The organism is Erwinia tracheiphila (genome assembly GCF_021365465.1).
Lineage (GTDB): Bacteria > Pseudomonadota > Gammaproteobacteria > Enterobacterales > Enterobacteriaceae > Erwinia > Erwinia tracheiphila.
The window spans coordinates 2,450,493-2,468,127 of record NZ_CP089932.1 but is presented as its reverse complement, the minus strand read 5'-3'; the positions used below and the strand labels follow the sequence as shown (position 1 = coordinate 2,468,127).

Below are 17,635 nucleotides of genomic sequence, written 5' to 3'. Positions count from 1 at the left end.
ACAAGGAAAAGGTTAAATTATGAACAAAACCGTGTATGTACCAAGCTACTTCCAACCTATCTACAAAGAGGTAACGGTCAAAGTTCCCACCGGAAATACAAAACGATTTCTTGGATTTATTGATATTGAAGAAAAAATCCGCAAAAAAGAAGTAGTACAGGAAGGATGGTCAGATTGCCAGATTGACGGCGAAAGATTGAATGAAGATGTTACACGCGCAGTAGATAAGCTCAACCAAGACGGATTTGAAGTTATTAGCATAACGCCAGTAACATCCGGGAACTGGGGATTTAAATATGACTCAGGGTCTATCAACAATGGAACCGGCAGAGGTGGGTATGGTTACGGATATGGTTACTCTTATACCGAAGGTGTTTTAATCGTCGCAAAGGAAAAGGGAGCTAATTAATATGGAGTTTTTGCGAAAAACCTTAGGGGGTTTAAAAGCAAGTTATTATATTCGTCATTTCATTTTTGGCGTGATAATTTCAGCGTTCTTTATTTACATCTCTATGCAGAATCCTTCCGGGATGAAGGTTGGGAATGTAATATTCTGTACTAGCTCAGACCTGATCTGACAGTTACCGGTTATTTATACAGGTGTCTGTCAGATTAAATCTGGTTCAGATTTTTTTCTGCCCAGACCCGTTTACCATCAAGTAAAGTTGCCATTGGCGTACGCCCGCAGCACATTTTACCCTGATGAGTTCGCTCATTATTGTAATGCCACAACCAGTTGTCCAGACCTGCCTGCAGGCTTTCCAGGTCTCCATATAACTTCTTGCGGAACGTAACCTGATAAAAATCCTGCAAAATGGTTTTATGGAAGCGCTCGCAGATACCGTTCGTCTGTGGAGACATCGCCTTCGTTTTCGTATGGTCGATATCGTTGATGGCCAGATAAAGCTGATAATCATGCTGCTCCACTTTACCACAGTACTCCGTACCCCTGTCGGTCAGTATTCTCAGCATCGGCAGTCCCTGAGCCTCGTAGAACGGCAATACGCGATCATTGAGCAGGTCGGCGGCGGTGATCGGCGTTTTACTTGTATACAGCTTGCAGTGTGCCACTTTTGAGTACGTATCCACAAACGTCTGCTGGTAGATACGGCCAACCCCTTTCAGATTGCCAACGTAGAAGGTGTCCTGCGAGCCCAGATAACCCGGATGTGCCGTCTCGATTTCTCCGCTGGCCTCGTCATCGTGGGCCTTCTTCTCCAGCGCTGCGATTTGGGCATCGGTAAGCACAATGCCTTCTTTAGCGACTTTCTCCTCAAGCGCCTTCAGGCGTTTACGGAAGTTCTCCAGGTCGTGTCGTTGCCAGATGGAGCGCACGCCGCTGCCGGAGATAAACACGCCTTTTTTACGAAGTTCATTGCTAGTCCGATGCTGACCATGAGCCGGGAACTCAACGGCGTACTCAACAACCGCACGTTCCGTGGCCTCATCGGCGCGGTTCTTCAGGTTGGGTACCCTACGACTTTGATTAACCAGCGCATCAATACCGCCTTCTTCAGCCAGTTCCTGATAACGGTAAAACGTGTCTCGCGACACGCCCATGATCTTACAGGCTTTTGATACGTTACCGAGCTCTTCGTCCAGATTGAGTAAACCGGCTTTGTGTTTGATGATGGGATTGTTAGTATGAAGCATGAGAGTTACCTCGCGTTTTGTATAAGGATTCGACACCCATATCAAAACCGGTAACTCTCAACCTTTCAAGGCCCATTGTCAGATCAAGTCGCGACTAATACAAATATTCTTTGTTATCAATGCGTTACTTTACCCATATGCAAGATTCGTATATGAGCAGATTATTTCGTTCATAATGGGTGAAAATATCTTCTTCATCAATGCGATAGTGATGTTAATGGCTAAGGTCATCACAATGTGCTTATGTTGGATATTTTCAATATTCATAGCGCCAGTTGGATTAATATATCTCTACTATTATCATTCAAAAGCTGAGAAACAATTATAGAGGAAAATAACATGAGCATGGAAATAGGGGTGGCTATAATTATCTTGCTTGTGATTGTTGGTAAACTTATAGGGCTTTGAAATAAAACTGGTTCGCACAATGACGTTATGTGTATTAGTCGCGACTTGATCTGACAATGGGCCTTGAAAGGTTGAGAGTTACCGGTTTTGATATGGGTGTCTAATCCTTAAACAAAACGCGAGGTAACTCTCATGATTCATACTAACAATCCCATCATCAAACACAAAGCCGGCCTGCTCAATCTCGCCGAAGAACTCGGTAACGTATCAAAAGCCTGCAAGATCATGGGCGTGTCACGCGACACGTTTTACCGTTATCAGGAACTGGCTGCTGAAGGCGGCATCGATGCGCTGATTAACCAGAACCGCCGCGTCCCCAACCTGAAGAACCGCGCCGACGAAGCCACTGAACGCGCTGTTGTTGAATATGCCGTTGAGTTCCCGGCCCACGGGCAACACCGGACCAGTAATGAGCTGCGTAAAAAAGGCGTGTTTATCTCCGGTAGCGGCGTGCGCTCCATCTGGCAACGGCACGACCTGGAGAACTTCCGTAAACGCCTGAAGGCACTTGAGGAAAAGGTCGCCAGAGAAGGCATCGTGCTTACCGACGCTCAAATCGCAGCGCTGGAGAAGAAGGCCCACGATGACGAGGCCAGCGGAGAAATCGAAACTGCTCACCCGGGTTATCTCGGGTCGCAGGACACCTTCTACGTGGGCAATCTGAAAGGTGTGGGTCGTATCTACCAGCAGACGTTCGTGGATACGTACTCGAAAGTGGCACACTGCAAGCTGTATACGAGTAAAACGCCGATCACCGCCGCAGACCTGCTCAATGATCGCGTACTGCCGTTCTACGAGGCTCAGGGACTGCCGATGCTGAGGATCCTGACCGACAGGGGAACGGAGTACTGTGGTAAGGTGGAGCAGCATGATTACCAGCTGTATCTGGCCATCAACGATATCGACCATACAAAAACGAAGGCGATGTCTCCGCAGACGAACGGCATCTGCGAGCGCTTCCATAAAACTATTTTGCAGGATTTTTATCAGGTTACGTTCCGTAAGAAGTTATACGAAGACCTGGAGAGCCTGCAAACGGATCTGGACAACTGGTTGTGGCATTACAATAATGAGCGAACTCATCAGGGAAAAATGTGCTGCGGGCGTACGCCAATGGCCACGTTACTTGATGGTAAACGAGTCTGGGCAGAAAAAAATCTGAACCAGATGTAATCTGACAGACACCTGTATAAATAACCGGTAACTGTCAGATCAGGTCTGAGCTAGTACACGTTATGCTAAAGAGGCCGCTGCGGGATTCGATTTTCGCAGCGGCCTTTTCAACATAACGAGTCGTACATTATGCGCACCTTTGCCATGACCGATACAGGATTATCGTGACGAATCACGCAATTGCCGGAACCGCAAAAGCCGACCTTGCAACCGCCGGGAATATTATGGCAGCGCCATAATGCTTTCTGAATCCTCGCTTCGCTGCGGGGCCTCCGGCGCGAAGCGCCTCCATGCCTTGCGGCATCAAAACAGAAAGCTTCGGACCACGTAAGTTTGTTAGTTTCTTCATTATTTTCTTGCGTCACTGGTCAGAGGCTACCGAAATGCGCACCTGCGCCACAGGAAGCCAGAGTGACCTGCTCCCCGTTGATTAATACAGCGCGATGTTAGTAATGTCTTCATAAGTCACATGAGGACATCCCCATGAAGAAGCGATTTTCCGACGAACAGATCATCAGTATTCTCCGCGAGGCCGAAGCCGGGGTTTCGGCCCGGGAACTCTGCCGCAAGCATGCTATTTCAGACGCTACCTTCTACACCGGGCGCAAGAAGTTTGGCGGCATGGAAGTCCCCGAAGTGAAGCGGCTCAAGTCACTTGAAGAGGAGAACGCCCGCCTCAAGAAGCTGCTCGCTGAAGCCATGCTGGATAAGGAGGCGCTTAAGGTGGCTCTGGGCCGAAAGTTCTGACGACAGACCAGAAGCGGGAAGCCGTGGAAGTCATGTGTGAGATAACGGGTCTGTCGCAACGTCGTGCCTGCAGGCTGGCCGGTCTGTCCCTTTCAACCTGCCGTTATTCGGTTCAGCGTCCGGCTGCTGACGCGCAACTATCTCTGCGTATCACAGAGCTGGCACTTGAACGTCGCCGATTTGGTTACCGGCGCATCTGGCAGTTATTGCGTCGGGAGGGCCTTCACGTCAACCACAAGAGGGTTTACCGCATCTATCACCTTAACGGTCTCGGTGTAAAACGCAGGCGACGCCGTAAGGGTCTGGCGACTGAGCGGCTTCCGCTTCTCCGCCCGGATGCGCCGAACCTGACATGGTCGATGGATTTTGTCATGGATGCACTTGCCAGCGGCCGCCGGATTAAGTGCCTGACCTGCGTGGATGATTTCACGAAGGAGTGTCTGACGATCACCGCCGCTTTCGGTATTTCAGGCGTTCAGGTCGCACGTATTCTGGACGGCCTCGCGCTGTTTCGCGGCTATCCGGCAACGATAAGAACCGATCAGGGCCCGGAATTTACCTGCCGTGCGCTCGAACAGTGGGCTTTTGAGCATGGTGTAGAACTGCGACTTATCCAGCCGGGTAAGCCAACACAGAACGGATTTATTGAGAGTTTTAACGGGCGCTTTCGGGATGAATGCCTGAATGAGCACTGGTTCAGCGATATTCTTCATGCCCGGAAAATCATTAATGACTGGCGGCAGGATTATAACGAGTCCAGACCTCATTCATCGCTGAATTACCAGACGCCGCTTGAATTTGCAGCATGCTGGCGAAACGGGAAACATGAAGAAAAACCAACCGACATTACTAACTGAAGGTTGTATCTAATACTCGGGGCAGGTCAAGAGGGCTAAATCAGCCCTCTGGTGTCGTCATTCAGGCCAGTTAATCATCTCGTCAATACCGGACAGCAACGCCGGAAAGTAGCTCTGGTCAAGGTAAAATGTGTCAGTGATTTTGACGCTATCTGCATTATCTTCAGGTTTCATCACGATATTTATTTCCGCAATATCATGAAGGCCAACCTGCCTTATTTGCAAACTGAAATTATGCTCTAAACTGTCAAAAACAATATCAGAATGAGGGGTTTGTTTAAGTACACTCTCATAAAGAGATTGCAGTTCTCTTTTTAAATCAATAAGTTCAGGAACAGTAAATGTAGTGCTATACTGTGTCGTTAATACTGGCAACTTGTATTCTATAAACGTTATTATTGAGTCATCTGTTAGATCTTCTTCTGCAATTTCTCTTTCATATGGTGACAATTGAAATTGCAATGTACCAACTTCTATATTTACCATAATAATCTCTAAAAATACTGAAAATGACTAATTGTCCAGTCTTTTTCTCGGACAAGGACCTCAAGAATATATTTTTTATAATAATATGTTCTTTTTTCCTGCTTATTCTCAACAAGCCTATACATTTCAATTTCATAGCGAAAAAGCCCCGTTTTTTTCTTTGGATCAGGCATTCGTTTGCCATAGCGGATAGCTTTCTCCTGAAGCTGCAAAGGCACATAGCGTCCGGGGTTATACATATGCTTCGCAGCGGTTTCTGTCATTTTAAGATTACGGGCTGAAAGACCCAATTTTAACTGGCTTCGTAAGAAACTGACCGTTCCCTGACTGAGTTTTACCGTGATGGCCGTTCTGACTCCGCTTTGCAACAGTGCCCTGCCCGCAAAAAAAATGCGAAAAACACCTGCTGCGAGTAACGCAATATCAATCGGGTCAATCAGCGGTGATTCCAGCGGTGCTTCTTCCAGTCTGACAAAAAGTCCATCGGTGTCATAAATTCGCCAAAGACCGGGAGCCTGTGACACGGAATAACCGATACACATCCCGCTTTCGTCATCGGTTATGGGTTTGGCATTGTGGGGTAAAAGTCGCGGACGGATTTCAAAAAATTCCCCCCGGGGCAACCGGGACTGAAATGTATAATATCGACCGGGTTCTTCTCTGGCTGCAAATCCTGTTGTCATAAAATATTCCCTTCTGGTTAATCAGCTCCAGAGAAATCATATAACACTTTCTTCAACACGACACCACCCGTTGACACTGGCCGTCAACTGGCTACTATTGGTGCTGATTCATAACCATCCGTTTACTCCATAACGAATCAGAATCAAACGTCAATCCGCAGTAAATGAACAGGCCTGACCTCACCAGTCAGACCTGTTCAATCCCGTCTAATACCCGCCACTCACCCGTTAACTTTGGTAAATCTGTACCTGATGCGTGCGAATCAAAAACAATTTCTTCAGTACCATCAATATGATACCGGACAATCTTATAGTACGTTAAATTACCCCCCCCTGAATCAGTTCAGGTTGCCCCGGAACAGGTCTCCGCTCCTCGCGGCGCTGTGGGGCGCCGCCCTGCTCCGGTCAACCTTTCTGACCTGAAGCATGACCATAATATCTGTCTTGCTGTTCTCACGGGGGCGGGAACCGAAAAAGCTCCAGCCGGAACGGGCAGTACTGTCTTTCTGTTCAGCCAGACCACCCAGCATAATAATATCACCATCAGCGAGGCTCACTTCTGTCGTGACATCACGCTTGATAAGCGTGGGTGAGTTATTGACGCCGGTTTCCGTGGTGACAAAGTTTGAAAGCTGTTGCTCAATTTTAAGGTCCATTGTCCGGCTTTTTAGTGACGGCGTCACGTTAAACAGCACCCCGCTGGAGCGATACTCTACCGATTGCGTGGTGACATTATTATTCACCGTGACACTGCCCAGCACCGGCACATCAGAACCCACCGAGAACGATGCAGAGGCATTTCTGTTTTTATTACTGATTGTGGTGAGAGGATACTTCAGGACCGGAGCTGGTGTGACAGGTACAAAGCGACATTACCAGCGAAGGAGCGTTACAACGCCTTTTGAAACGATAGGAGAAATAGCATTGATATTTTTGTTTATAATACCATATTGTGACGCCTCACATTTTTAATACGTTGATGAATATTTTTTCGAAAAGCCTTTTGATATCACTGTCAGGGGGAGCTTATCTCTCTTCACGAGGCTACCCTTGGTGTGAACAGGTTCAGCTGAGGCTGCAAAAGGACAGCTGGAATAATTAATTATGGCGCAACAGAGATCGCAGAATGATCGTTGGTTCGCACCCTGGCCTGCGCTGGCGAACCGAAACATTCGTGCTAATGTCATTAGTCCGGGGCCGATTGAAACATCGATGATGCATCTACTTAAGAAAGATAAGGTTCAAATGATGATTGGCGGTATGCCTGTGGGAAAGCAGGCAATAATAATGAAGTAACTAAGGTGGCTTTGTTTCTGGCTTCTAACGATCCCAGCTTTACAACATGCACAGACATAAAAGGAGATAACGTATGAAAAAAAAACTTATTTTTATCTTGCTGATGACATTAGCAGGAAGTACACAAGCGGCTTCAAAAGTTGTGACGTTACATGAAGTGAACGATCAAGGTATTGGCAATGCCATCGGTAAGGTCACGATTAGCGAAACCCCTTATGGACTGAAATTTTCACCTGAATTAACAGGGTTGGAATCCGGTATTCACGGTTTTCATGTTCACGCTAACGGTAGCTGTGAGCCTGCTAAATCCGGTTCAAAAAATATCGCGGCGGGAACAGCCGGAGGGCATTTTGACCCGGAAGGCACAGGTCAGCATCTCGGCCCTTATGGTGAAGGACACTTAGGTGATTTACCTGCTCTGTATGTGGCTGCCGATGGCCAGGCCACTTACCCTGTAGTCGCCCCGCGATTAAAGTCCATTCACCAGATCACAGGAAAAGCGCTGATGGTCCATGCAGGGGGTGACAATCACTCGGATAAACCACATCCCCTTGGTGGTGGAGGTATACGTGTAGCCTGTGGGGTAATTTGACGGAAGAGTGAATCTACGTTGGCAATCTGAAAGGCGTGGGCCGCATCTATCAGCAGACGTTTGTGGATACGTACCCGAAAATGGCTCACTTGTATTGGTCGCGACTTGATCTGACACTGGACCTTGCAAGGTTGAGAGTTACCGGTTTTGATATGGGTGTCCAATCCTTAAACAAAACGCGAGACCCTGTACATGATTCTGTGTAAATGCCTTTTCTCAGTAGTGGCCGTCCGGGCGGACACCGAACCCGATAATAAAGCGGCTCATTGCCATGCGCCAGTCTCTCAGCGGCATTGTCCATTGCTGTGATGCGGCCTGGATTGCCAGCCACACCTCCTTTTTCACTGCGTCGTCAGTCGGGAACACCTTCCGCTTCTTGATGGCATCCCGGATCACGCTGTTCAGCGGCTCGATGGCGCTGGTCGTGTCGAGCGTCTTGCGGATGTCTGCCGGGTAAGCGAAGAACGTCGACAGGCTGGCCCGGTTTGCCTGCCAGCCCCGGCTTATCTGCGGGTAGCGGCTGCCCCGGGTGCCGGCGAACGCTTCCCGCGCCCTGCTTCTTCCGTGGGGGCCTGACAGATGGCTTTCAGGTTACGGGTGACGGCTTTGTAGCCCTTCCAGGAGACGAACCGCAGACTGCAGACTGTTGCGCACCATATGCACGACGCACAGCTGGACGCGGGCCTGCGGATACACCGCGTTGATAGCGTCCGGGAAGCCCTTCAGACCATCAACACAGGCGATGAGGATATCGTTCAGGCCGCGATTTTTTAATTCGGTCAGCACATGGAGCCAGAACTTCGCGCCCTCGTTTTCGGCCAGCCACATACCCGGCAGTTCTTTCTGGCCTTCGATGTTGATACCCGGGGCAAGGAACACGGATTTATTGATGACGCGACTGTCCTGCCGGACTTTCAGGACGATACAGTCAGGGTAAACGATGGTACAGACCGCATCCAGTGGCCGGTTTTGCCATCCGGTGACCGGCATCAGCTACCTTCGAGACCCGCGCTGGCGAGACATCGGCGTCATACGGCTCTTTGAATGCGGCCGCTATCTCGCGGGTGGTCATACCTTTGGCATACAACGATAAGATCGGGTTATCCATCCCGGTGCTCCGGGTCTGGTTTTTCTTCACCCGTTGCGGTTCGAAAGAGCCATCACGATCGCGCGGTGTAAGCAGCTCCGGCGGGCCATCGCCGGTGGTCACTGTCTTTGTAGAATAGCCGTTGCGGGCGTTGGTCGCCGGTTCTGGCTGATTTTTATCGTCGCCGGGGTGACGGGTCATTTCGGCGTTGAGCGCCGCCCCGACACTGATTTTTTTCAGCAGGCGCTCAAACTGGCTGAGATCGTCAGGGGTTTTGAGATTTTTGGCCAGTTCGTTAGCCAGGGCCTGCGACTGTTTTTCGTCCATAAATTAACCTGCTTTTGATGCTGGATTGAACATGTCAAAATCAGGCAATTACACAAATCTATGTACTGGCTCGGAAACCTTGGCAGCAGCGGCATCACCACCAATTAAATTTTTTTCTTCAAGAATCCCACAAAATTTTGGCGGGTTCCCGCTTACAACCCCAGATAGCATTTTCTTTCGTTACTAATATACAACCGTTCAGATTAATAACCAGCTAATCCAGGCTGGTAAGAAAAACTGGTGAACGCAATGGTACCATCGCTGAGATTGCGAGAGAGCAAAGTTTTTATTAACTTTCAACCTGAAAAAAGATTTCGGGAATTTTTACTCTGTCCAGTTGGTGTAAACGACTATCAGATCTTTCCTGTATCACCCTTAATTTGTACTAGCTCAGACCTGATCTGACCGTTACCGGTTATTTATACAGGTGTCTGTCGGATTACATCCGGTTCAGCTCCTTTTCTGCCCGGACACGTTTTCCATCAGATAACCTGGCCACTGGCGTTCGCCCGCCGCACATTTTCCCCTGATGAGTCCGCTCATTATTGTCATGCCATAATCGGTTGTCCGGATCCGTTTGCAGGCTCTCCCGCTCCCTATATGACTTCTTGCGGAACGTGACCTGATAAAAGTCCTGCAAAATCGTTTTATGGAAGCGCTCACCGATGCCGTTGGTCTGTGGGGACATCGCCTTCGTTTTTGTATGGGCGATATCGTTGATGGCCAGATAAAGCTGGTAATCATGCGGCTCCACCTTACCACAGCACTCCGTTCCCCTGTCGGTCAGTCTTCTCAGCACCGGCAGCCCCTGAGCCTCACAGAACGGCAGTACCCGATCATTTAGCAGGCCGGCGGCGGTGTTCGGCGTTTTACTCGTATACCGCTTGCAGTGTGCCACTTTCGGGTACGTATCCACGAACGGCTGCGGGCAGATACGGCCCACACCGTTCAGATCGCCAGCACAGAAGGTGTCCTGCGACCCGGGATAGCCCGGGTGTGCGGTCTCGATTTCGCCACTGGCCTCATCATCATGCGCCTTTTTTCTCCAGCGCGGCGATTGGGGCACCGGTAAGCACGATGGCTTCTCTGGTGAGCTTTTCCTCAGGCGCCTTCAGGCGTTTACGGAAGTTCTCCAGGTCGTGTCGTTGCCATATGGCGCGCACGCCGCTGCCGGAGGTAAACACGCCTTTTTTACGCAGCTCATCACTGGTCCGGTGCTGCCCGGGGGCCGGGAACTCAACGGCATATTCAACAACCGCGCGTTCAGTGGCTTCGTCGGCGCGGTTCGTCAGGTTTGGACCCCGGCGGTTCTGGTTAACCAGCGCGTCAATGCCGCCTTCAGCAGCCAGTTCCTGATAACGATAGTAGGTGTCGCGTGACACGCCCGTGCTCTTGCAGGCTGTTGAGACGTTACCGGGTTATTCGGCGAGATTGAGCAGGCCGGCTTTGTGTTTGATGATGGGATTGTGAGTATGGATCATGAGGGTGACCTCGTGTTTTGTTTAAGGATTCGACACCCATATCAAAACCGGTAACCCTCAACCTTGCAAGGTCCGGTGTCAGATCACGTCGCGACGAATACACTTAATTATATGCCAGACTTATTATAACATTCAGACTACTGCCAATTATTTGTATGCGCAGTGTATTTTTTACCTTAGTGGCTTCCGGCTCTTAAAATTCGTTTTTGTTATGCGTGGACATTACTAAAGAACATTTATTTTTCTTCGTTCTGAATCACTCATTCCAGACGGTCTGTGTACTTTTATTCAAGATATTAAAGCGGCTTCGTTTTCATTGCAGACTTTCAGTAACTTTTCATATAATACTTTTGAATTCGCAAAAATAATTGAGTGCTGAATATCAGAAATATCATAGTGGGTCCTGTTATTACTCAGTGTAAGAGGTCGCTCTACTATGCAGAAAAGTGCATGACAATAAGAAATCCCGTGAAATAAACGACATTATTTTAAATGTCCGCAGTGACGTTCCACTATATCCGTAAAAAGTAATGCTTTGACGATATAAGAAACGCGGGTATTCATCCGCGAAACAAAGAAAGGATTTGAATATTAAAAGCCTGTATCAACAGGCGTTTATTCCAGACAATAAGACCACAGGAAAAATGCAACAGGGCCTCGTAATTTTCAGACTTCTTTTCCCGTCGGCTCAGGGTCCGGCGAAACCGGTTCATCCGGCTGTGCGTCCTTCCGACGACCCGGCGACGGGCACTGAAGTTCGTGGTTTTACTGGCATCTGATCGACGGGATATAAGGCTCGTCACGACGTCTCAACCGGTCTGTTTTCAGCCCGCTCGCTTCGTCTCCTTTGTCCAGGCAGAGTCCGGGTTTTAACCATGAACAGTCAGGGCCGCCCGGGTGTTCACAGGCCAGTAATCCGTTCTGCCAGAAACGCCCAAAGATACCTGGTTGTCAGTGGAATGCACTCAATGCCACAGGGATATGTTCATCAGGTTCTGCGCCCCGGCGCTTCCAGGAATGGAGAGACGCAGGTCTGAGGACGAAGAAAATGGCGTTCATTGCGGCCCGATTATCGACACGTTTTCGGTGCATACCCGGAGGATGGCGGGTTTTGTGTTCCGGGATAAGCGGGGCCATTTTGTCCCGGAGTTCATCGCTAATCTGCCCTTTACTGCTTGCCATACTTTGCCCTCAGAAATTACCGGGATGCATTATACGCTAACCTCTTTTGGGGCAGACTCTAAGCAATATTTGTTATATCAATATATAACGACGCATCGATATTACTTGAGGATACTGTCGCTTCACTAAAGGCATATTCAGCCCGCTCTCCTGTGCGATCCAGCGGTAGTTCAACAAAATTAAATAAATTTTTGTCGGCTAATTGGCTGGGAATAACGTTTTGCAAAGATTTAAACACGCTTTCCACACGGCCAGGATCTTTTTTATCCCATTCTGCCAGCATTGCTTTTACCGACTGGCGCTGCAGGTTTTCCTGCGAACCGCATAAGTTACATGGAATAATTGGGTAATTTTTATGCTGTGCATAGCGAATTAAATCTTTTTCACGGCAGTAGGCAAGTGGCCTGATTACCACATTTCGTCCATCATCAGATCGAAGTTTTGGTGGCATTGCTTTCATTTTTGCACCATGAAACATATTGAGAAACAGTGTTTCAACAATGTCATCCATATGGTGGCCAAGGGCAATTTTGGTCGCGCCAATTTTTTCAGCGAATGAGTACAGCGTACCGCGACGAAGCCGTGAACATAATCCGCAAGTGGTTTTGCCTTCAGGAATTTTTTCTTTCACCACTGAATACGTGTCTTTATCCACAATGTAGTAAGGGATATCAAGTTTCCCTAACCAGTCAGGCAAGACGTGCCCGGGGAACCCCGGCTGCTTTTGATCCAGGTTGACCGCAATAACCTCAAAATTGACTGGAGCAGTTTTTTTGAGGTTTAACAAAATATCAAGCATGACAAAAGAGTCCTTGCCGCCACTCATGCAGGCCATAACGACATCGTCCTCTTCTATCATGCCGTAATCTGCGATGGCACGACCGACATTTCTTCTTAATCGTTTCTGAAGTTTATTGAACTCCAATGTCTCTTTTCTGATATTTCCCTGGTTCATCATCTTCAATTCGAAGACCGTACTGACGGCCTGTGTGACGTGGTTACGACGAGTATACGGTTTTTCAAAAGACATTTAAATAAGATGCGTCATTGCGAAAGTACAGTTTCCGCGGAGTGATCTCCCTGCCGTTTTTGTGCCGCGTAACACACTGGTTCAAAACATACAAGGGCAGGCATAAGCCGGGATGGTGGTAAATTCGGGAATGGACTCTGTACATGAATTTGTGTAATTGCCTGATTTTGATATGTTCAATCCAGCATCAAAAGCAGGTTAATTTTATGGACGACAAACAGTTGCAGGCTCTGGCTAACGAACTGGCCAAAAATCTCAAAACTCCTGAGGATCTCAGCCAGTTCGTTAGCCTGCTGAAAAAAATCAGTGTCGGGTCGGCTCTCAACGCGGTGTATGCGCAGGCCCGCATCCAGTTATGCATCGTACACATGTGCGTAACAGCCTGCGGTTTGTCTCGTGGAAGGACTACAAAGGCGTCACCCGCGGCCTGAAAGCCATCTGTCAGACTCCTGCGGACGCAGCAGGTAGCAGGCGCTGGAAGTGTTCGCCACTGCCCGGGACAGACGATATCCGCAGATAAGCCGGAGCTGGCAGGCAAACCGGGCCAGCCTGTCGACGTTCTTCGCTTACCCGGCAGACATCCGCAAGATGCTCGACACAACCAGCGCCATCGAGTCGCTGAACAGCGTGATCCGGGATGCCATTAAGAAACGTAAGGTGTTCCCGACTGACGACGTAGTGAAAAAAGAGGTGTGGCTGGCAATCCAGGCCGCATCACAGAAATGGACGATGCCACTGAGGGACTGGCGTATGGCGATGAGCCGTTTTATTATCGGGTTCGGTGACCGCCCGGACGGCCACTACTGAGAAAAGGCATTTACACAGAATCATGTGCAGGGTCCGCGTTGCGGTCAGTTGCCGGGAAATGTCGATCGGAAATCATCAGCGCCACGAAAGGCAAGCCTAAATCTGAGCACGACCGCATAACCACCCTTCTGTTAGAAAAATACACAAAACAAATCACCGCGCTGCCGCCTGGCCAATTCCGCCCCCGGAATTGGCTTGTCTACTTCGTGCGCGTGGTGGATAAGGAGATTCGAGCGTGAGCGAATATATATGCTGCCTGTGCAAGAAAGCTATCAATGGTATCGAGGCGTATGAATACCGGGGATTTACATCTTGTGATGAGCATTTTGATGAGGTAGGGGTCAGTTTGGATATCGAAAATTATTGTACGTTAAGGCTGTTTTTTGAACATTGTTAGCGCGAAGATTCTTTATGCGTACCGCCATTTTCTGTCAAAAGACATATAATATATAAGCGTATATTGGTTATTTAAACATAATATCGGAGATGTTATGACTGACATTACACAAGCTGATCATACTCTCTATCTTTCTGAGTTCATCGGTACACATTTCGTTTATACTTACGACAATGGATGGAAGTACGAATGGTATGCCCGCAACGATAATACCTGCGATTATCGTATTCATCAGGGGCTTGTTGGTGGCAGTTGGGTGACAAACCAGAAGATGAACGCCGTACAATTCGCTCCCGGAATTTACAAAGTTGACTGGCATGAACCCACGGGTACCTGCGTAAGTCTGTTATTCGATCTGAAAAGGAAGCTGATCCACGGGACAATTTTCTTTCCACAGTGGATTGCAGGTGAAGGGCAGCATCCTGAGAAAACGATTTGTTATCAGAATGAATTCATCGAGGATATGCATAAATTTCGCGATGAAGGCCCGGCCTATCCTTATGTCGTCATTCCTGAGTTTGCCAGAGTCACTTACATGAAAAATGAAGGCCCCGATAACGATGCGGTGATAAACATGCCGCCGGGACAATTACCTGATGATTTTTTTGATGGTAAATGATACCGACCACATAGTACGTTTCAGTCTCTCGCGCGTGCGGGAGACTGAACACTGCTGACACGCACGTGTGTCAGAGATTTGCGTCAGGATCTGCTGTTGTTTTAGCCTTTTGTTTTTCCGGAGTGCCCAGCGTCTGGCGGAACCAGTCAACAACCCTGTTGATGATCTCCGGCTGGTACCAGTGATAATCGCCATGTTCAGCCCCTTCAACTAGCACATAGTCTGCGCGAACCCCCGATTTCCTGAGAGCGTCATAAAGCTGAGCACTCTGCTCAGGTGATACCAGAGTATCCTTACTGCCGTGCATAATCAGGAAAGGGGACTTGCTTCCGCCAAGATGTCCGACGGGGCTCGCACTGAGGGCCTTCTGCGGTGTGGATGTGATGGGGGCGCCAGCAAAGTTTCTGAAGGCCGCACCATTAACCAGCAGAGCTTCAGTTGCAGCCGGGGACTGATGAACTTTCTGTATGTCCTCCGGGAATCCCTCACCTATGTTGCGCAGGTCAGAAATTCCATAAAGTGTGGCGACGGCCTGAACATCAGAGGACTGACTGAGAAAATCACCTTTATCAAAAGATTTATCGCCATTGGTTGTCCCCAGCATCTGAACCAGCCATCCTCCGGCAGAATCGCCAAGTACTCCGATACGTCCGGGGTCAATACCATAGTCAGTCGCATGCTGACGAAGGTACCTTACCGCCGCTTTGGCATCCACAACTGGTGCCGGAAAGGTGTCGGGAATTGTCCGGTATTCTGCTGCTGCAACGACATAGCCGGCACTGGCCAGAGCCATACGCATCTCAATGAACTTGTCGTGTTCAGCCGTGGTGAAACCTCCACCGGGGAAATAGATGATGGCCGGCTTCAAATCATTGTTTCGGGGAACGAGAACAGACATATGTAGCGGTCTGACTGAGCGTATGCTTTTGACCTGCTCGTAGACCACATAACCGATGTTATCTATCTGACTTTTATTGGTATTTACCTGAATAACATCTGCGCCCTGAACGTATCCCGGGAGGTTATTTCTATCGGAAGCTATCGCCCCTGTTACTGCTGAAATCATAAAAAAACCACCTGTCAGGCAGATATGTAAGTATCTCATATTTTGTATCCTTTCCTGTTTTAAAACCTATTATATTTTCTGTTACTCATGCAAAAAAAGTATTGCTGAATTATCAGTATTCACTGCAATAAAAAGCCTGCCTTTCGTTCATGGTTAGGAAACTGAATCATCGTTTTAAAAATTTCCTGACCATGAGCAGCAGTGTCTGTAATGCAGTAATGATGTGCCATCGGGAACGTTATGGTCATAAAATGGCATTTGCGGCGCGTTTTTAACCTGAAAGCTGTTTTTCAGACACACTTATCCCGCAGTCTGTGCCAGAAGCCATCGTTTCCGGTCGATGTTATGCAGTCTTTCTGCCACCAACTCCGACGCGTGCCTCCCGGCCTGCGCACTGCTGAAGCGCAGTCGGTTGCCGCACAGAATGCATTTGTACGGATCCGTGCGCAGAAATTCTTTCATCAGCGCGGCGAAGCCGGGCTTCTCCGGTTTTTTCCGCGCTTCCATCTCCAGGGCTTCATACACCTTCGGCAGCAGGCTACCCCGTTTACGGTTTGATAAAAAACCGTAATAACGCACCATCTTAAAATGCTTCGCCGGGATATGGCTGATATAACGTCCGATCATATCTTCCTGCGTCAGCGTCTGCTGCCGGTACTGCTGCGTACGGTGGTCGTAATAGTGGTGCACCACCGCGCCGCCGCTGTAGTGCCTCAGCTTCGCCGCCGACACGGGGGGCCGTTTCAGGTACCGGCCCAGATATTTGACGCTCCGCCAGGCCCCCCGGGTCTTCTTCGCGAAGTGGACCTTCCAGCGGCGCCCGTACTGCGCCTGCAGATAGCGCAGCCACTGTTTTTTGTCGTGGATATGCCCCAGCCCCGGCAGCCTGCCGGGGTTAATCAGGTCATAGCTGTGGCGCAGCAGCCGGATGACGGCTCCGCGCCAGATTTCCTCCACGGCATGCTTTTTAAAGAAGAGGTCGCGCCATACGCCGTGTTTAATATCAAGCCCGCCGCGGGTGACGGAGAGATGAATGTGGGGATGCTGGTTGAGCTGGCGACCGTAGGTGTGCAGGGCGCAGAAGATACCGACTTCCACACCCTGTTTTCTGGCCCAGCGGAGCATGGCGCGGGTGGCTGCGCGGAACAGGGCATTGAGCAGAGGCCAGTTATTGTTGAAAAAGGGCCACAGCAGATGGGGCATGGTGAAGGTGATATGCTGCCAGTCGCAGTCGGGCAGAATTTGCTGTTGCTCTGTAATCCACTGCTCCGTGGCCTTATGTCCGCAGGAGCTGCAGCCTTTTGATTTACAGGTCTGGCAGAAGAAGCGGGTGTGGGTGCAGTCCGGGGAGGCGCAGCAGTATCGCTTCACCCCCATGGCAGCAGTGCCGCAGGCGAGCATGCGCTCGACGCAGAGTACGGTCCAGGGGCTGAGGGTGTCCCCGTGTTTATCCATATACCGGTTCCAGGCGTCATCAGTGGTGAACAGCAGTTTTGCCGGGCGCGGGATATACATGCGGCGGATTATCGCTCTGCAGTGGCACCGGTATTATAGTGCCAGTCGTCACAGTCATCGGCCCAGTTGTCGGTGTGTTTATCCCAGGGAGCGAAGGTCACCGGCAGCATGCCGGATTCTGTGGCGATAATAAACACATCGGCTGGCATGGACTCAAGGACGACATCGCCGTCGGGTGAGTCAGGCGGCTCAAAGCCGCGGATGATGCAGACGAGAGGCGGGTCGAAGT

The 17,635-nt window shown here is 49.5% G+C and carries 14 protein-coding genes and 8 pseudogenes; 9 read left to right on the top strand and 13 right to left on the bottom strand.

Going from position 1 to position 17,635, the window contains the following annotated elements; genetic code table 11:
• The first annotated feature begins 19 nt into the window (after window positions 1-19).
• A complete protein-coding gene (locus tag LU633_RS13025) occupies window positions 20-409 on the top strand; it encodes a hypothetical protein (RefSeq protein ID WP_016169680.1) in 390 nt (129 codons plus the stop codon).
• A 203-nt stretch (window positions 410-612) separates the two neighbouring features.
• On the opposite strand, the gene LU633_RS13020 is transcribed toward LU633_RS13025, so the two are convergent.
• A complete protein-coding gene (locus LU633_RS13020; RefSeq protein ID WP_046371887.1) occupies window positions 613-1,653 on the bottom strand; it encodes an IS481 family transposase in 1,041 nt (346 codons plus the stop codon).
• Window positions 1,654-1,756: 103 nt separating this feature from the next.
• Here LU633_RS13020 and LU633_RS13015 point away from each other — a divergent pair.
• The 3 genes and pseudogenes from LU633_RS13015 to LU633_RS13005 all read left to right on the top strand — a co-directional run.
• Window positions 1,757-1,981: pseudogene (locus LU633_RS13015) on the top strand (hypothetical protein); the annotation flags it as partial.
• A gap of 212 nt (window positions 1,982-2,193) precedes the next feature.
• Window positions 2,194-3,234, top strand: a complete 1,041-nt coding sequence (locus tag LU633_RS13010) for an IS481 family transposase (protein ID WP_046371813.1) — start codon at window positions 2,194-2,196, stop codon at window positions 3,232-3,234.
• A 483-nt stretch (window positions 3,235-3,717) separates the two neighbouring features.
• A protein-coding gene (locus LU633_RS13005; protein WP_152664159.1) for an IS3 family transposase occupies window positions 3,718-4,838 on the top strand; the annotation gives its coding sequence in 2 pieces (ribosomal slippage) (window positions 3,718-3,976 and window positions 3,976-4,838; 1,122 coding nt in all).
• A 57-nt stretch (window positions 4,839-4,895) separates the two neighbouring features.
• On the opposite strand, the gene LU633_RS13000 is transcribed toward LU633_RS13005, so the two are convergent.
• From LU633_RS13000 to LU633_RS12990, 3 genes and pseudogenes are all read right to left on the bottom strand, one after another.
• Entirely contained in the window at window positions 4,896-5,324 is a 429-nt protein-coding gene (locus LU633_RS13000) for a WapI family immunity protein (RefSeq protein ID WP_046371885.1), read from the bottom strand.
• Window positions 5,325-5,332: 8 nt separating this feature from the next.
• Complete coding sequence (locus tag LU633_RS12995) at window positions 5,333-6,007, bottom strand: hypothetical protein (protein ID WP_233481916.1); 675 nt, start codon at window positions 6,005-6,007, stop codon at window positions 5,333-5,335.
• 338 nt (window positions 6,008-6,345) lie between these two features.
• Window positions 6,346-6,807 (bottom strand): annotated as a pseudogene (locus tag LU633_RS12990) (type II secretion system protein GspD); the annotation flags it as partial.
• Window positions 6,808-7,111: 304 nt separating this feature from the next.
• Between LU633_RS12990 and LU633_RS12985 the strand changes: the two are divergent.
• The gene (locus tag LU633_RS12985) at window positions 7,112-7,303 is read left to right on the top strand and encodes a hypothetical protein (protein ID WP_046371884.1); all 192 of its coding nucleotides are present in this window, start codon (window positions 7,112-7,114) and stop codon (window positions 7,301-7,303) included.
• A 73-nt stretch (window positions 7,304-7,376) separates the two neighbouring features.
• Entirely contained in the window at window positions 7,377-7,895 is a 519-nt protein-coding gene (sodC, locus tag LU633_RS12980) for a superoxide dismutase family protein (protein ID WP_046371883.1), read from the top strand.
• A gap of 216 nt (window positions 7,896-8,111) precedes the next feature.
• Here sodC and LU633_RS12970 read toward each other — a convergent pair.
• The 4 genes and pseudogenes from LU633_RS12970 to LU633_RS12955 all read right to left on the bottom strand — a co-directional run.
• A pseudogene (locus LU633_RS12970) lies at window positions 8,112-8,885 on the bottom strand (IS256 family transposase).
• A complete protein-coding gene (locus tag LU633_RS12965; protein ID WP_046371880.1) occupies window positions 8,824-9,309 on the bottom strand; it encodes a transposase in 486 nt (161 codons plus the stop codon). Before LU633_RS12965 ends, LU633_RS12970 begins: the two are co-directional and overlap by 62 nt.
• A gap of 439 nt (window positions 9,310-9,748) precedes the next feature.
• Window positions 9,749-10,790 (bottom strand): annotated as a pseudogene (locus tag LU633_RS12960) (helix-turn-helix domain-containing protein).
• A gap of 560 nt (window positions 10,791-11,350) precedes the next feature.
• Window positions 11,351-11,545 (bottom strand): annotated as a pseudogene (locus LU633_RS12955) (hypothetical protein); the annotation flags it as partial.
• 191 nt (window positions 11,546-11,736) lie between these two features.
• Between LU633_RS12955 and LU633_RS12950 the strand changes: the two are divergent.
• A pseudogene (locus tag LU633_RS12950) lies at window positions 11,737-11,826 on the top strand (IS5/IS1182 family transposase); the annotation flags it as partial.
• On the opposite strand, the pseudogene LU633_RS12945 reads toward LU633_RS12950, so the two are convergent.
• Window positions 11,823-11,972: pseudogene (locus tag LU633_RS12945) on the bottom strand (IS5/IS1182 family transposase); the annotation flags it as partial. The pseudogenes LU633_RS12950 and LU633_RS12945 sit on opposite strands and share 4 nt — an antisense overlap.
• 58 nt (window positions 11,973-12,030) lie before the next feature.
• Complete coding sequence (gene ttcA / locus LU633_RS12940) at window positions 12,031-12,927, bottom strand: tRNA 2-thiocytidine(32) synthetase TtcA (protein WP_016192643.1); 897 nt, start codon at window positions 12,925-12,927, stop codon at window positions 12,031-12,033.
• A 392-nt stretch (window positions 12,928-13,319) separates the two neighbouring features.
• Here ttcA and LU633_RS12935 point away from each other — a divergent pair.
• Both LU633_RS12935 and LU633_RS12930 read left to right on the top strand, forming a co-directional pair.
• A pseudogene (locus tag LU633_RS12935) lies at window positions 13,320-13,809 on the top strand (transposase); the annotation flags it as partial.
• A gap of 491 nt (window positions 13,810-14,300) precedes the next feature.
• Window positions 14,301-14,825, top strand: coding sequence for a phenolic acid decarboxylase (locus LU633_RS12930; RefSeq protein ID WP_016192641.1), 525 nt, complete (start codon window positions 14,301-14,303; stop codon window positions 14,823-14,825).
• 70 nt (window positions 14,826-14,895) lie between these two features.
• Here the strand turns inward: LU633_RS12930 and LU633_RS12925 are convergent, their stop codons facing one another.
• The 3 genes from LU633_RS12925 to LU633_RS12915 form a co-directional block, all read right to left on the bottom strand.
• Entirely contained in the window at window positions 14,896-15,930 is a 1,035-nt protein-coding gene (locus tag LU633_RS12925) for an alpha/beta hydrolase (protein ID WP_016192640.1), read from the bottom strand.
• A 261-nt stretch (window positions 15,931-16,191) separates the two neighbouring features.
• Window positions 16,192-17,406 (bottom strand): IS91 family transposase, encoded by a 1,215-nt coding sequence (locus LU633_RS12920; RefSeq protein WP_046371879.1) that lies wholly within the window; start codon window positions 17,404-17,406, stop codon window positions 16,192-16,194.
• Between the two features lie 8 nt (window positions 17,407-17,414).
• On the bottom strand, window positions 17,415-17,555 hold the full coding sequence (locus LU633_RS12915; protein ID WP_161796965.1) for a hypothetical protein: 141 nt from the start codon (window positions 17,553-17,555) through the stop codon (window positions 17,415-17,417).
• Window positions 17,556-17,635 lie beyond the last annotated feature (80 nt).